The sequence below is a fragment of the Mycobacterium sp. NGS11 genome, from assembly GCF_059813315.1.
On sequence record NZ_JCALEJ010000006.1, the window covers coordinates 13,035 to 27,688 of the forward strand.

10 protein-coding genes and 1 pseudogene are annotated in these 14,654 nt (G+C 68.4%); 7 read left to right on the forward strand and 4 right to left on the reverse strand.

Features of this window, described 5'->3' with window-relative positions; genetic code table 11:
* Nucleotides 1-22: 22 nt before the first annotated feature.
* From AC5Y4T_RS10135 to AC5Y4T_RS10155, 5 genes and pseudogenes are all read left to right on the forward strand, one after another.
* A pseudogene (locus AC5Y4T_RS10135) lies at nucleotides 23-619 on the forward strand (DUF7159 family protein); the annotation flags it as partial.
* Nucleotides 620-2,144: 1,525 nt separating this feature from the next.
* Entirely contained in the window at nucleotides 2,145-3,584 is a 1,440-nt protein-coding gene (locus AC5Y4T_RS10140) for a DUF7159 family protein (RefSeq protein WP_499952906.1), read from the forward strand.
* A gap of 176 nt (nucleotides 3,585-3,760) precedes the next feature.
* On the forward strand, nucleotides 3,761-4,876 hold the full coding sequence (locus AC5Y4T_RS10145; protein WP_499952907.1) for a DUF7159 family protein: 1,116 nt from the start codon (nucleotides 3,761-3,763) through the stop codon (nucleotides 4,874-4,876).
* Nucleotides 4,877-5,040: 164 nt separating this feature from the next.
* On the forward strand, nucleotides 5,041-6,492 hold the full coding sequence (locus AC5Y4T_RS10150; protein WP_499948162.1) for a DUF7159 family protein: 1,452 nt from the start codon (nucleotides 5,041-5,043) through the stop codon (nucleotides 6,490-6,492).
* Nucleotides 6,493-6,584: 92 nt separating this feature from the next.
* Nucleotides 6,585-7,910 (forward strand): UDP-glucose dehydrogenase family protein, encoded by a 1,326-nt coding sequence (locus tag AC5Y4T_RS10155; protein ID WP_499952908.1) that lies wholly within the window; start codon nucleotides 6,585-6,587, stop codon nucleotides 7,908-7,910.
* Here the strand turns inward: AC5Y4T_RS10155 and AC5Y4T_RS10160 are convergent.
* From AC5Y4T_RS10160 to AC5Y4T_RS10175, 4 genes are all read right to left on the reverse strand, one after another.
* Complete coding sequence (locus AC5Y4T_RS10160) at nucleotides 7,907-8,788, reverse strand: hypothetical protein (protein ID WP_499952909.1); 882 nt, start codon at nucleotides 8,786-8,788, stop codon at nucleotides 7,907-7,909. The two genes, AC5Y4T_RS10155 and AC5Y4T_RS10160, sit on opposite strands and share 4 nt — an antisense overlap.
* A gap of 1 nt (nucleotide 8,789) precedes the next feature.
* Nucleotides 8,790-11,315: a hypothetical protein gene (locus AC5Y4T_RS10165; RefSeq protein ID WP_499952910.1), complete on the reverse strand. Its 2,526-nt coding sequence runs from the start codon at nucleotides 11,313-11,315 to the stop codon at nucleotides 8,790-8,792.
* Nucleotides 11,312-12,301, reverse strand: coding sequence for a hypothetical protein (locus tag AC5Y4T_RS10170; protein ID WP_499952911.1), 990 nt, complete (start codon nucleotides 12,299-12,301; stop codon nucleotides 11,312-11,314). The genes AC5Y4T_RS10165 and AC5Y4T_RS10170 overlap by 4 nt, the downstream gene beginning before the upstream one ends.
* A gap of 105 nt (nucleotides 12,302-12,406) precedes the next feature.
* On the reverse strand, nucleotides 12,407-13,381 hold the full coding sequence (locus tag AC5Y4T_RS10175) for a hypothetical protein (RefSeq protein ID WP_499952912.1): 975 nt from the start codon (nucleotides 13,379-13,381) through the stop codon (nucleotides 12,407-12,409).
* 113 nt (nucleotides 13,382-13,494) lie between these two features.
* Between AC5Y4T_RS10175 and AC5Y4T_RS10180 the strand changes: the two genes are divergently transcribed.
* Both AC5Y4T_RS10180 and AC5Y4T_RS10185 read left to right on the forward strand, forming a co-directional pair.
* Nucleotides 13,495-14,250 (forward strand): maleylpyruvate isomerase family mycothiol-dependent enzyme, encoded by a 756-nt coding sequence (locus AC5Y4T_RS10180; RefSeq protein WP_499952913.1) that lies wholly within the window; start codon nucleotides 13,495-13,497, stop codon nucleotides 14,248-14,250.
* A gap of 29 nt (nucleotides 14,251-14,279) precedes the next feature.
* A complete protein-coding gene (locus AC5Y4T_RS10185; protein ID WP_499952914.1) occupies nucleotides 14,280-14,651 on the forward strand; it encodes a nuclear transport factor 2 family protein in 372 nt (123 codons plus the stop codon).
* Nucleotides 14,652-14,654 lie beyond the last annotated feature (3 nt).

A 14,654-nucleotide genomic window follows, 5' to 3' on the forward strand; every position in this document is an offset into this window, starting at 1 on the left:
GATGGCACCGTCGTCGATCCAAATGGTCGTCCTGGAAGGCGAATACGCAGACGGCGCCACGGTAGAAGAGGACAAGTTCGACGTCACCGATGTCGAAAATGCAGCCGCGACGACCGGGCCCGATCAGGTGATCTCCGCGATCCTGGGCACGCGCGAGGGTGCGGCTGATGCCGGCCTCGAGCTGTCGTCCATCGGCGTGACATGGACGGATCAACTCGAAGCCGCTGCGCTGCGCGACGCGCTGGCCGCTCACCGGATCGACAACGTGATGCTCGTCTCCGCGTTCTTGGCCGCCGCGGCGCTGGCGCAAAACGTCGGCGGGGCAATGGGTTACGAGCGCACCGCGGTGCTGCTGGTGGAGCCTGACACCGCGACTCTGGCGGTCGTCGAGACCTCCGACGGTTCCATCCCGGACGTCTACAAACAACAGCTCCACGCCGACTACTACGGCGATGTTGCGGAGCAGCTCAGCTCGATGGTCGCCGGGATGGAGAAGCTGGAACTTTTGCCGGGCGGCCTATTCTTGGTCGGCTCGGGGGTTGACGTCGCTCCGTTGATGCCGGTGTTGCAGTCGACGACGTTCCTCGACGTGAGTGTGGCCGAGGAGCCGGAGACGGCGCTGGCCCGTGGCGCGGCACTTGCGTCGGCGAACGCGCCGCTGTTCGCCTCGTCGACCGCCGCGCTGGCCTACGCGCAAGACCCTGGTACCGGCGCCGTCGACCAGTACTCCCTGCCCGAGTATCTCTATGTCCCGTTCGGGCAGCAGTCCGGCGACGACGAGCTCGCCTACAGCGCGGTGGGGGACGACGACGCCGATTCGCCGACCGTCGTCATCGAAAAGCTTTTCCTTCCCGAAGAAAGCCAACCCAAGCGGAGGCCGGTACTGCTCGTTGGCAGCGGGCTGGCGGTGGTCGGGATCAGCGCCGTGCTGGCGCTCGAGATCGCCCTGGCCATCGGCATCCGCACGACGGGAACCGTTGCCTTGCAGCCCACCCCTGGTCAGCACCTGATCGTCCCCGAGCAGGCGCCGGCCCCGGCGCCGGTGCAGGCGTCCGAACCGCTGGCGAAGGTCAGCCTGCCCGCCCCGGCGGCCGCGCCCCAGCCGTTGAACCCCCCGGTCGCCGCGCCGCTGCCCGCCGTTCCCCCGCCGGCGGCACCTCCGCCGCCCGCGGCCCCGGTTGCTCCGGTTCCCGTCGTGGTTGCTCCGGTGCCGATTCCGGTGCCCGTCCGCATCCCGATTCCCAACCCGGTCGAGAGTCCCCCGATGCTGGAGGCTCCGCGTTTGTCGATCCCACAGCCGGTGCAGCCCCAGCCGCCGGTGCGCCTGCCCCAGCCGCCGCAGGTCACCCTTCCGCAGGCACCACCGCAGGTCACCGTTCCGCAGTCGCCGCCGAAGGTCACCGTTCCGCAGTCACCACCGAAGGTCACCGTTCCGCAGTCACCGCCGAAGGTCACCGTTCCGCAGTCGCCGCCGCATCAGACGCCCCCCGGCGAGGGCATCCCTCCTAAGCCGACCGGTCCCGGCAACTACGGCGGCGGCCACAATCCCACGCCTGGGGAAAACGGTCCCGGCGGTTTGGGTGGTGGGCACGTTCCCGTCCCCGGTAGCGGTCCGGGCGGTTTGGGCGGCGGTCACGTGCCCACGCCTCCCGCAGGTGGCCCCGGCGGTGGCGGTCTCGGCGGGTTCGGTGGTGGCCCCGGCGGCTTTCCCGGCCTCGGCGGCGGTCATGCGCCGGCTCCCGGTGGTGGTGGCCCCGGCGGTTTTCCCGGTTTCGGTGGCGGTCATGCGCCGGCTCCTGGTGGCGGCGGTGGTCTCGGGGGCTTCGGTGGCGGCCACAGCGGTGGGGGCGGTGGTCTTGGGGGCTTCGGCGGCGGCGGTGGCTTTGGCGGCGGCCACAGCGGTGGGGGCGGCGGCGGTGGCGGCGGACATCACTAGTCCGATTGCCAACTAACCCACAGCGCTCCGCGCTCGCTGTCGAGATCACACGAGTAGGGTCGGGGTATTGAGGCTGGTCAAAAAATGCCGCCAGACCCGCCAGAATTTCATCAGCCCAGCATCGTGTGTGGGCTCGCAGCCCGCCCTCTGCTATCGGCACGAAATCACTGGTGATCGATTCAATAGTGGTGTTGGAGGAGCGTAAGCGGTGGTGGGCATCGTGCTCGGCGTCTCGATGACGCCGACGAAGGTGCGCATGGTGCTGGTCGAAGGCGAAAGCGCCGACGGGGTCACCGTCGACGAGGACGATTTCGACGTCGACACGCAACGCACCGCTCTGCCCGGCACCGCCCCCAACGAAGTGATCTCGGCGATCCTCGGCACCCGGGAAGGCGCCGCCGACGGCGGCTACCAACTGCTTTCGACCGGTGTGACGTGGACCGATCACGTCGAAGCGGCGATGCTGCGCGACGCCCTGATCTCGCACAAGGTCGAAAACGTCATGCTGGTCTCGGCTTTCATGGCCGCGGCCGCGCTGACGCAGGCCGTCGGTGACGCCACCAACTACGAGCGCACCGCCCTGCTCTTCGTGGAGCCCTACAGTGCAACCCTGGCCGTGGTCGACACCGCTGACGGCTCGGTCTCGGAGGTGCGGCGCAGAACGCTCGCGGACGACGAGGATCAAGCGGTAGCCGAACTCGTCGACATGGCGTCCAGCGCCGAGGCGCTCGAAACGCACCCGCAAGGACTGGTTCTCGTCGGTTCCGGGGTCGACATTCCGATGATCAAACCGGTCCTGGAGGCCGCGACCTCGCTCGAGTTGTCCGTGCCCGACGAGCCGGAGATGGCTCTGGCGCGAGGCGCCGCGCTGGCTTCAGCGAATGCGCCGCTGTTCGCGTCATCGACGGCCGCCCTGGCCTACGCGCTGGACCCGGGCACCGGCGAAGTGGACCCGCTGGCGCTCGCCGGACAACATCCCGGCCTGCTTGCCGCATATCAACCCGAATACCGCAGCCACATCGCGACCCTGGCCGCCGACGCCGACAAGGGCACGACCAACGTCGCGTACAGCGCCGTGGGCGACGAAGACGCCGACGCCAAAACCATGATCGCCCTTGATGAACGCGCGCGTCGGCGCAAGTCTGTGTTGCTGGTCAGCAGCTCGCTCGCGGTGATCTTCATCGCCGCGGTGGTGGCGCTGGAAATCGCGTTGGCGATCAGCATCCGTCCGACCGTCGCGCTGCGGCCCAGTCCCAACCAGAACATCGTCGCCCCAGCCCCCACGCCGGCCCCGCCCAATCCGGCGCCGCCCGTGCAGGCTCAACCGAAAGTCGCGCCGCCGCAGCCGCGGCCGTTGGCTGTGCCGCACCCGGTCGCGCCGGCGCCGCCCGCGGCTCCGCCCGCACCGGTCCTGCCGCCGCCCGTGTTCGTTCCGCCGCCGCGGCTGCCGGTGCCCGGCCTGGGCGGTGGCGGTGGGGGTCACGGCCCCTTGGGCGGTCATGGACCGTTCGGCGGTCACGGTCCATTCGGCGGTCACGGACCGTTCGGAGGGGGTCACGGACCGTTCGGCGGTGGCCACGGTTTCGGTGGTGGTCATGGATTCGGCGGCCACGGTTTCGGTGGTGGTCACGGATTCGGCCATCGATAGCGCGTTCACGGTTCGCGCGCGTGTCTGACCCGTCGGGCTAGGGTGGCGGACTAGGGTGTGGCCGCGGCCAGAACTGTGATTAGTCCGGCTGACTCGCGAATCGCGGGACCCCAAGGCGGTGGCAACGCAGCCGTACGGCATGGCGCAGCAACCAATTTGGACGATTTGGAGGAGCGGTGGACGTCGTACTTGGCGTGTCTATGGCACCTGAGACAGTCCGCATGGTGCTCATCGAAGGTGAAGCTGCCGGCGGGGTGACTGTCGATCAGGACGGTTTTGCGGTCGCCGACGATGAAACGCCCATTGTCGCAGCAAATCACATCGTCGCGGCCATTCTCGGCACGCGAGACAGCGCTGCTCAGGGTGGGTACCGGCTCAAATCCAGTGGAGTGAGCTGGACCGACCCCGTCAAGGCGGCGGCGCTGCGAGACGCGTTGGCAGCACGCAAGATTGAGAATGTGATGCTGGTCTCGGCGGTCATGGCAGCCGCGGCGCTGGCGCAGGCCGTGGGCAGCGCCACCAACTGGGCGCGAACCGCGTTACTGCTCATCGAGCCGGCCAGCGCCACCCTGGCGGTCGTCGACACCTCCGACGGAACGGTCACCGACTTGCATCGGCACCCGCTGCCCGGCAGCGACGACGCCGCGCTGGCGGAGCTGACCGCGATGATCTCGGGCGCCGAGTCGATGAGGGCGCGGCCGGACGGGGTGTTTCTGGTCGGCTCGGAGGTCGACATCCCGTCGATCAAGCCCACACTCGAGGCGGCGACCGCACTGTCGGTGACCACACCCGAGGAACCCGAGATGGCCCTGGCGCGGGGCGCCTCGTTGGCAGCGGCGAACGCGAACCTCGGAGCGCCGCGGACGGTATCGATCCCGGCCGCGCGGACTTCCCCGGCGGCTGCGGCCGAACGCGCCTACAGCGCCGAAGGCGACGCCGTCTCCGACCACCGGCTTACCGACACCCCGTCGCGCCGGCAGCCCAGCCGCAAGTCGGTGTTGACGATCGCCGCCGTCACGATGGTCTTCATCGCCGGCATCCTGGGGCTGGCGCTGGCGCTCGCCGTCGGTATCCGGCCGCACGCGGACCAGCGCCCGAACGTCGGCACGAACGTCGTCGCGCCGCAGAATCCCAATGCCGGCCCGCCCGGCCCACCCCGGCCGACGGACGCTCCAGTGGCGCCGCCCCAAGCGCCCCCGCCTCCGCCGCAACCTTCGCCACACTCCGGTGACCATCAACACTGGGAGGATTGGCTGCACCGCCACTTCGGCACTCAAATTCCGTCCCCGTAGCCGCGCCTGGGCCCGGCACCGAGCCACCGCCCGAGTGCCGAACGCGCGTAAAATCGGGTCTTTAGGGGAATACCGGTGGGATCTCGGAGAGGTCTCGCGTCACCGCAAAGTGCGACGAGCCTGCCGCCACCGTGAACGGCTAGCAACCGACTATTGGAGGAGCTTTGGACACCGTACTTGGTGTGTCGATGGCGCCGACCGCAGTCCGGATGGTGCTGGTCGAGGGGGAAAATGGCGACGGCGCGACCGTCGATGAAGACAACTTCGACGTCGCTGCGCCTGATGATGCAGCAACGGTAGCCGCCTCGGACCAGGTAGTGTCAGCCATCTTGGGCACGCGTCAGGGCGCAGCAGAAGGCGGCTATCAACTGGCATCGACCGGCGTCACGTTCACCGACCCGCTCGAGGCCGCCGCGCTGCGCGACAAGCTGGCCGCCCACAAGGTCGAAAATGTGATGCTTGTCTCGGCCTTTTTGGCCGCGGCGGCGCTTGCCCAGGCGGTAGGCCATCGGACCAACTACGCACAGACGGCACTGCTCTACATCGAGCCCGACACCGCGACGCTGGCGGTCGTCGACAGCGCGGACGGATCCATTTCCGACGTCCGGCGGCAGGTCCTGCCCGATGACGACGAGGCGGCCGTAGCCGAGCTGACTCGTCTGATCTCCGGCGCGGAGCACATGGAGACGCGCCCGGATGCGGTGTTCGTCGTCGGCTCCGGCGTCGACATCCCGCTGATCAAGCCCGCCCTGGAGGCGGCGACCACCCTGCCGCTGACGGCGCCCGAGGAACCGGACACCGCACTGGCCCGCGGCGCGGCCCTGGCGTCTGCGCATGCGCCCTTGTTCTCGTCGTCCACCGCGGCCTTGGCCTACGCGCAAGATCCCGGCACCGGTGCGATCGACCCGCTGGCCGTGGCACCCGGTTACTTCGAGACCCCGGGCCAGGCCGGCGTGGACGGGCTCGCGTACAGCGCCGTGCCCGACGACCCGGACGAGTTCTTCACCGGCTCGCAGACCGCCGCGACGGCACTGGTCGGAGCGGACTACAACGAGCGCAGGTCGTTCAAGACGGTTGGGGCCGCGGTGGCGGGGATCTTCGTCATCGGCGTCGTGGCGCTGGTCGTGTCGCTGGCCATCGCCATCCGGCCGACAGCCAATGTGCGGCCAAGCCCGAACCAGAACGTTGTCGTCGCGCCCACCCGGCCGGCTCCCGCTCCCGCGGCCCCGACACCCGCGCCGGCGGCACCCGCCCCGGCTCCGCAGGCTCCGGCACCTGCGCCCGAAGCCGCACCGCAGGCACCCGCTCCGGCGCCGGCGGCTCCCGCCCCCGCTCCAGTGCCGGAGGCTCCCGCGCCCGCTCCTGTGCCCGTGCCGGCGGCACCGCCGCCAGCACCCCCGCCGGTTGCGCCCGTCCCGGTACCAATTCCGCTGCCAATTCCAGGTCTCGGCGGGCCAGGCTTCGGTGGGCCGCCGGGAGGTGGGCACGGCGGCGGTGGTGGCCACGGGGACGACGGCGGCGGTTTCCCCGGCCGCGGGGGCGGCGGCGGCCATGGTCACGGAGGATTCGGCGGCGGCGGCCCGCACATTGGCATCCCGGGCATTCCCGGGCTGTAATCCGTGACGCAGACGCCACCTGTCATCTGCCGTTTGCCTTCCGCTTAGCCCCGCGATGCACTTAGCTCATCGCAGCCGCCTACACCGGACGTATGCGATGCACCGTGTTCGGCACGGGTTACCTCGGCGCCACCCACGCGGTTGGGATGGCGGCACTGGGACACGACGTGCTCGGGATCGATATCGACCCCGGCAAGGTGGCCAAGCTCGCCGGGGGTGACATCCCCTTCTACGAGCCCGGCCTGCGAAAGCTGTTGAGGGAGAACCTGGCTGCGGGCCGGCTGCGCTTTTCCACCGATTACGACATGGCGGCCGGCTTCGCCGACGTGCATTTCCTGGGCGTGGGCACCCCGCAGAAGAAGGGCGAATACGGCGCCGACCTGCGCCATGTCTACGCCGTCATCGACGCGCTGGTGCCGCGGTTGACGACTTCGGCGGTGCTGGTTGGCAAGTCGACCGTTCCGGTGGGCACCGCGGCCGAACTGAACCAGCGTGCCGCCGCGCTGGCACCGCATGGTGTCGACGTCGAAATCGCCTGGAATCCAGAGTTTTTGCGCGAGGGTTACGCGGTGCAAGACACCCTCAATCCGGACCGGATCGTGCTGGGTGTCAACCCGGATTCGACCCGCGCCGAGGCCGCCGTTCGTGAGCTGTACGGGCCGCTGCTCGAGGCCGGGGTGCCGTTTATGGTGACGGATCTGCAGACCGCGGAGCTGGTCAAGGTTTCCGCCAATGCCTTTCTGGCGACGAAGATTTCGTTCATCAACGCCATTTCCGAGGTATGCGAGGCCGCTGGCGCCGACGTCAGCCTCCTGGCGGATGCGCTCGGCTACGACCCCCGGATCGGACGCCAATTCCTCAATGCCGGTTTGGGTTTCGGCGGTGGCTGCCTGCCCAAGGACATTCGGGCGTTCATGGCGCGCGCGGGCGAGCTGGGCGCCGACCAAGCGTTGACGTTCCTGCGCGAGGTGGACAGCATCAACATGCGCCGCCGCACCCGGATGGTGGAACTGGCCAGCGCGGCCTGTGGTGGCTCGCTGCTGGGCGCCAACATCGCGGTGCTCGGCGCGGCGTTCAAGCCCGAATCCGACGATGTGCGTGACTCACCCGCGCTTAACGTCGCGGGCCAGCTGCAGCTCAACGGCGCGGCGGTGAATGTCTTTGACCCCAAGGCCCTCGACAACGCGCAGCGCCTGTTCCCGACGCTGAACTACGCCGTGTCGGTCGAAGAGGCCTGCGAACGCGCGGATGCGGTGCTGGTGCTCACCGAGTGGCGCCAGTTCGTCGACATGGACCCGAACGTCCTGGCCGACCGCGTGCGGGCCCGCGTCATCGTGGATGGCCGCAACTGCCTGGATGCCGCCGGCTGGCAGCGGGCGGGCTGGCGGGTATACCGGCTGGGCGCCCCGCGGCCCTAGGAGAACGGGTCGAAATCGGCGGGCCGGGGTGGGGGCGCCGGGTTGCTTGCCGGTGGATGCTGCGGTGTGGGGGCCCGGTTGCTTGCCGGTGGATGCTGGGGTGGCGCCGTGGCTGTCGGTCCGTGCTGCGCCGCGTTCACTATCTCGGCGAAAGTCGGAGGGGGAGGCGGCTTGTGGGCGTCCCGGTGCAGGTATGCGTTGGACGCGGGCAGGAATAGCAGGACGCCGGTGGCGACCGCGGTGACGGCCGCGGTGATAGCGCCCGCCTGCGTCAGGTGAGTGAACCAGGCCACCGCACTGCCGGGTCCGACGATGAGCCCGAATGCGGCGAGCGCCAAGGTCAGCCCGCACGCGAGCACGGCGACCGGCCGAGCGAGACGTCGATGCCTGACGATCCGGATCGCCTGCCAGATGATCGCCGCACCGAGCAGCACGCCGGCCGCCGCCGCTGACAGCGCAAGCCAGGTGTGGCTGCCGTAGTACCAGTCGAATTCGGGGATGGCCATCGCGACCGCGATGGCCAGCGTCAGCATGACCGCGCCGATGCCCGCGAACAACCAACTGGCGAACGCCACGGTGTCCGGCAGCTTGGAAGAGTCGACGGCCTGTGGCGCCGGGTTCGACCGCGCGGGCGCTGCCGGTGGTGGCGGAAGTGCTTGCGACGCAGGGCGTGCGCGACGGGGAGCCGCCGGGGGCGGCGGCGCGCTGTGGGCCTGCTGTTGGAGCCAGGCGGTGGCTTCGCTCCGGCCGAACGGATCGGAGCCGGGGCCAGCGAACGGATCGGCGCCGAACGGGTCGGATGCGGTGTTGCCGAACGGATCGCCACCGAACGGGTCGGACCCCGCCGCGTGCTGGTCTGGATGTTGCGGGCCGGCCATGTCAGCGCACCCCAGCCGGTCGTCGTCGGCGCCAGAGGAGATATCCGCCGCCGCCCAGCCAGGCCACCGCGGGCAGAATCACCAAGTAGAACAACGGCTTTGACGGCGCCGTTGCCGGAGCCACGAATGGCACCCACGGGCTCAGCTTCGACGGCCAGATCTGGTCCAACGGTACCGAGGTGACCACGTTGCCCAACCACACCTGCTTCGCGTTGTCCTGGACCAGCGGGCCGATGATCGAAGGCCCCGCTGTCTTTGCCACCGCGTCGTACTTCTGGGTGAACTCCGGCGCGCCGATGTCGTGCGTCTCCACCTTACTGAAATCGACTCCGCCCCAAGACCGTGTCCACGTTGTCCCCTTGGCGTCGGTCCAGCTGAATGTAGGCTCGGGGTGCTTTGTGGAATCCAGATAACGCTCCCACACCGCGCGCGGATCCCATGGCACCGTCAGGTCGTCGATGTTCCCGGAGTCGATGAGCTTCGCGTACTGAGTTGGCTTGTTGGCGTTGCGCTTTCGGTACCACTCGGCCGCCACCCGACTGGTGTAGACCCGGCGCAGGTCGGCGAAATCAGGGTTGTGATTCACCGCGTCGATGAGCGCGGGCATGATCATCTGCTGGTACAGCTGACCGTTGTGGTCCGTGACCGCCGGATCCTGGTCTTGGCACAGGTCTGTGCCCGGAGTGACGTCGCTTTGATCCGTCCCGATCTTCACCGTGAGCGGCGTGTCGAGAATGTAGAGCTGGTCGCCGTCTTCGTGGACTTCGGCCGGTTGCGGCACGATCCATAACCGCCTACCCAGATAGCATTTGTTGCCCTGCATGGCGTCGACGAAACGACGACCGAGTTCGGTGTCGGTCTTCTGCAGTCGGGCGGACACCAGTTTCATTTCCAGGTCTGCCTCGAGCAGCACCTCGCCGGCTTCGGTCCGGCCGAATGCGGCCTCGATGATGCGGTCAGGTTCGGTGGGCTTGAGGTTCACCCAGAAATTCTGCGGCGGCAGTGCCAGCCAGACATAAAAGGCGTCCAATGCCATCTTCGCGTTGCGTCGCCCACCGTAGGAGGTCTCCGTGGCCGGCAGGGTGTTCGCGCTGAACGCGTACTGCATGGCCGGTTTTCCGTTGACGGAGTCGGTGACGTAACGCATCTCCAGCGAGGTGAAGTCGATGCCGCCGAGACCAGGCGATGCCGAGACCGGCACGGGCGCGGCGGGAGCGGGTACCGCGGGCGCGGGAGCGGGAAGCGCGGGCGCCGGCAGGCGCGGTGGTGCGGGCGCCGCGGGTAGTTGTGGCGCCGGTAGGGCCGGTGCGGGCAGGCGCGGTGGCGCGGGTAACGCGGGCGCCGGCAGGCGTGGTGCGGGTAGGGCGGGCGCGGGCAGGCGCGGTGGTGCGGGCGCCGCGGGTAGTTGTGGCGCCGGTAGGGCCGGTGCGGGCAGACGTGGTGGCGCGGGAGCCGCGGGTGCCTGTGGTGCCGGCAGCGCCGGGGGCTGAGCGGGGACGGGTGCTTGCGGCGCGGGAGCCGGTGCTTGCGGCACCGGTGCTGGATTTGCACCAACCGGCATCGGCGCGTTGGTCGGTGCCTGCGCGGGCGTCTGCTGCTCGGTCGGGTTGTCCTCCGCCTCGAGCCCACTTGCTATCTGGTCCTCGAGCGCTTGGTCCTCGGGCGAATCCGCCGATTCATCCAGAACAGGATCCGGCGCGGGTCGCGGAGCCGAATTGCCCGCCGCCGAACCCGGATCCTGTCTCTCCTGAGGCTTGGCCGGTGTATAGCGAGCACAGAACGCCGGAGGCATCTTGACGCCGGCGGCCCTCAGATCGTCGATCGTTTGCTTCATCCACCGCTGCGTCGCGTCGGTGGGCCTGCCCGCGAACATCACCATGAGCGACGAGCCGAGCTGTCCCATTCTCTTGACGTGATCGACGAATTGGTTGCGGGCGTGCGCACCCAGCGTGGTGCCGGACTTGGCTTCGATCATGAGCCATTTCGAGACCGGAACACTGTCGGCGATGTTGAAGATGTCGAAGACGGGACCGTTCGGCGAAATGTTTTTGGGCAGTTGCTTATTGGTCTGCCAGCCGGCTTCGGGCGGCAACTTGTCCAGCTCCCAACCTTCGAAAATAAACTTCTCGAAGGCCGGACCGACGCGACGGTTCTGGAGCACGTTGATGTAGGCCTTTTTCCACTTGTCCCATGGCTTGGGGCCGCCGGCAAGGACGTACTTCTTCCAGCGCGCTTTCATGCCCTGCAACGTGTCCGCGTTTCCGCGCACCGCGCCCTTGTCGTCGATGTCGGCGAGTTCGGCTCGCGAAGGCTCTTGAGCGTTACGAACTTCCGGGCTCAAGGGGTCGTAATCATAGGTGTGCATTTCGCCGGGCGGAGCCATCTGCGTCGCGTCGTAGCCGGGCATGGGGACCCCGGGGTCGCAATCGCCGTAACCCCCGTAATTCGCGTGGGCGACCGGAAGAGCGTGGAACGCAAAGCAGACCAACAGCAGCGCAGCGATGAGCCCTCGGAATGCTGCCTTCACGATTGCGCCTCCCCGTGACCCACCCACTTGTCGTAAACGCTTCGCGCCTTTGGTTGCCCCGTCGTCAGGCACAATTCCAGCAGCAGGAACGGGTTTGTAGTGGCGGCTTCGTCATTGGTTTGAATGTGATAGCCGACGAGGGCGGGCTCGCCGTCTCGCACCATCTGTGGACGGTCCACCCAGCGGGCAGGATCGGCGCGGCACAACATCTCGCCCAGGTACCACGTCGCGCCATCGACGAAGTCCGCGTTGGCCGGGTCGTAAAGACTATCCACGGTCGGCGTGACGCTGTGTGTCAATTCGGTGAGCGCGTCAATGCTTTCCGGGCTGTTGTCCCACGTGCCCGGATAACGGGTTCCCCAAGCGGGAAAATCTCGCCGGCGCGCGGCGAGCCATGCGTCCAATTCGGTTGATGCGGCTGGACTGTCGTAGATGTCGATGCCGATCACCCCGCGCTTCGGCGGGGTGGTGACCTTTGCTTGCCATGCGGAGTAGGTGCGCGCCAGCGGCCCGCTGTCATCTTCCGGTCGGTCCGCGACTGTGGCCAGCAACAGGTGCAATGGGGAGACGGGTTCGAGGCCCAGCCCGTCGCCCGGGACCGCGACGGGAATCCCGGGCGCGGCGTCTTCGGCATCGGGCCACGTCCAGTTCTGGGTGGCGACCGCTTCGGCAAGCGGGGCGTCGGTCAGCGGCGGATGGGCCCGCTGTGCAAAGCCCGGTTCGTCGTCCCAGTCCCAGCGCCCGCCGGTGAGATGTATCAGGGTAAGCCCGATATAGCCCATCAATGCCTGAACTAGCGGCCGTTCCCCGGCGTGCAACACGTGTTCCGGTTCGTCGAACAGGGTTCGTATCACGGACTCCACAGCGCGCAGCGATCCGATCGAGTAGTCCAGCTGCAGGCCGCGCTCTGAGGCGTTGTCCTGCAGCCCGGCTACCGCCGGTGCGATCCCACTCTCCCAATCGGCGGCGAGCCCTTGGCGATCCACCCCAGTACTCCTCCCGACCCGTATTGGTTAGTAAGACTGCACTGTCGACCCAACGCGCTCAAGTCATGTAGTTGTACTAGACCCGCATGGCCGGTGGTTCTGCGATTAGTCGACCCACTCATCGTGAAGTCCGCGCGCCTCGTGCTCTTTTGTCGTGAGGCTGAGGCGCAATAACCGGAACGGCGATGCCGTGTCGGAGTCGTCGCTCGTCTGCACCTGATAACCCGCGACCGCCGGGGCTCCGTCGCGCGCCGCCATGTGGGGGCGATGCGCCCAACGTACCCCCACGCTGCGCAGCAGCACCTCACCCACGTACCAGGAGGCGCCCTCGACGAAGTCTGCGTTGGCCGGATCGTTGAATTCGTCAGTGGTCGGAGTGAGCTTGAAAGCCAGCTCGGTGACGGCGTCGATGCTATCGGGACTGTAATCCCAAGTGCCGGGGTAGCGGCTGGCCCACCCGGCAAATTCTTGCTGGCGTGCGGTCAGCCAGGAATCCAATTCCGTTGAGGCAGTAGGCGAATCGAAGATATCGATACCCGGTACCCCGGGCTTCGGTGCGGTGGACACCTTCGCTCTCCAAGCGGAGTAGGTTCGCGCCACCGGCCCGCTGTCATCTTCCGGTCGGTCCGCGACCGTCGCCAGCAACAGATGCAATGGAGAAACGGGTTCGAGGCCCAGCCCGTCGCCCGGGACCGCGACGGGAATCCCGGGCGCGGCGTCTTCGGCATCGGGCCACGTCCAGATCGGGGTGGCGACCGCTTCGGCAAGCGGGGCGTCGGCCAGCGCCGGACGGGCCCGCTGCGCGAAGCCCGGTTCGTCATCCCAGTCCCAGCGCCCGCCGGTGAGACGTATCAGGGAAAGCCCGACGTAGGCCATCAACGCCTGGACGAGCGGACGTTCCTCGGCGTGCAACACGTATTCCGGTTCGTCGAACAGGGTTCGTATCACGGACTCCACAGCGCGCAGCGACTCGATCGAGTAGTCCAGCTGCAGGCCCCGGGCTGTGGCGTTGTCCTGCAGCCCGCCTACGGCCGGTGCGATCCCACTGTCCCAATCGGCGGCGAGCCCTTGGCGATCCACCCCAGCACTCCTCCCGACCCGTATTCGTTAGTAAGACTGCACTGTCGACCCAACGCGCTCAAGTCACAGCGGCAAAGCGCCGGCGGGCACGCCGTGCGGGTAGCGTGACCGGCGTGGACTTCGCCGGCGCATTCCTCGACGAGAATCGGGCATTCGCAGAGCTTTTTCAGGACGCCGATGAGTCGACGCCCGTGCCGACCTGCCCGGGCTGGACCCTGCGGCAACTGTTCCGTCACGTCGGCCGCGGCGATCGCTGGGCGGCGCAGATCGTGCGCGAGCGACTCGATAGCTACCTCGATCCCCGCACGGTGGAAGGCGGTAAGCCGCCGCCCGATCCGGCCGGAGCGATCGCCTGGCTGCACGGCGGTGCCCAGCGGCTGATCGACGCCGTCGAGCTGACCGGGGTGGAAACGCCGGTCTGGACCTTCCTGGGTTCGCGCGCGGCGAACTGGTGGGTCCGGCGCCGGTTGCACGAGGTCGCGGTGCACCGCGCCGACGCCGCGATCGCGCTGAGCCGCGACTTCACCCTGGAACCCGCCGTGGCCGCCGACGGCATCACCGAATGGCTGGAGCGGGTGGCGATCCAGGCGGGTGGCGAAGGGACGCCGCTTCCGCTGGAGGAGGGCGACACCCTGCATCTGCACGCCACCGATGCCGGGCTGGGCGACGACGGCGAGTGGACGATCGGCGTCGAGCAGGGCCGGATCGCCTGGTCGCATCAGCACGGCAAGGGCAGCGCCGCGCTGCGCGGTGGCGCGACCGAGTTGCTGCTGGCGATACTGCGCCGCCGGCCGCTGGCCGAGACGGGCGTCGAGCTGTTCGGTGACGACGCCGTGTGGGAGCGCTGGTTGGCCCGTACTCCTCTCTAGCCGGGGAGCCGCACGGTAATTTGCACACCATGACCACATCGGAGATCGCCACCGTACTGGCATGGCACGACGCCCTGAACTCTTCTGACCTGGCCACCCTGGAGTCCCTGTCCAGCGAGGACATCGAGATCGGCGACGCGCACGGAGCCGCGCAGGGCCACCAAGCGCTGCGTAACTGGGCTACCTCGCACCGGTCTCCCGCGCAGCTCGGCCAGATGTATGTGCACGACGGCGTCGTCGTCGCCGAACAGAAACTGGGCAGCCCTGACGGCTCGGGGGCGGGCGCCGACGCGCTGGCATTTCGCGTTGTGCGCGACCATGTCACCTCCGTTTTCCGGCACGACAGCTTGGCGACGGCGCTGGCGGCGACCGAGCTGACCGAGTCCGACGCCGTCGAATAGGGC

Bases quoted from the DNA above. Each gene is read 5' to 3' on its own strand.
- AC5Y4T_RS10155 (WP_499952908.1), top strand. From the start codon at position 6,585: ATGCGATGCACCGTGTTCGGCACGGGTTACCTCGGCGCCACCCACGCG.
- AC5Y4T_RS10160 (WP_499952909.1), bottom strand. From the start codon at position 8,788: ATGGCCGGCCCGCAACATCCAGACCAGCACGCGGCGGGGTCCGACCCG.
- AC5Y4T_RS10185 (WP_499952914.1), top strand. From the start codon at position 14,280: ATGACCACATCGGAGATCGCCACCGTACTGGCATGGCACGACGCCCTG.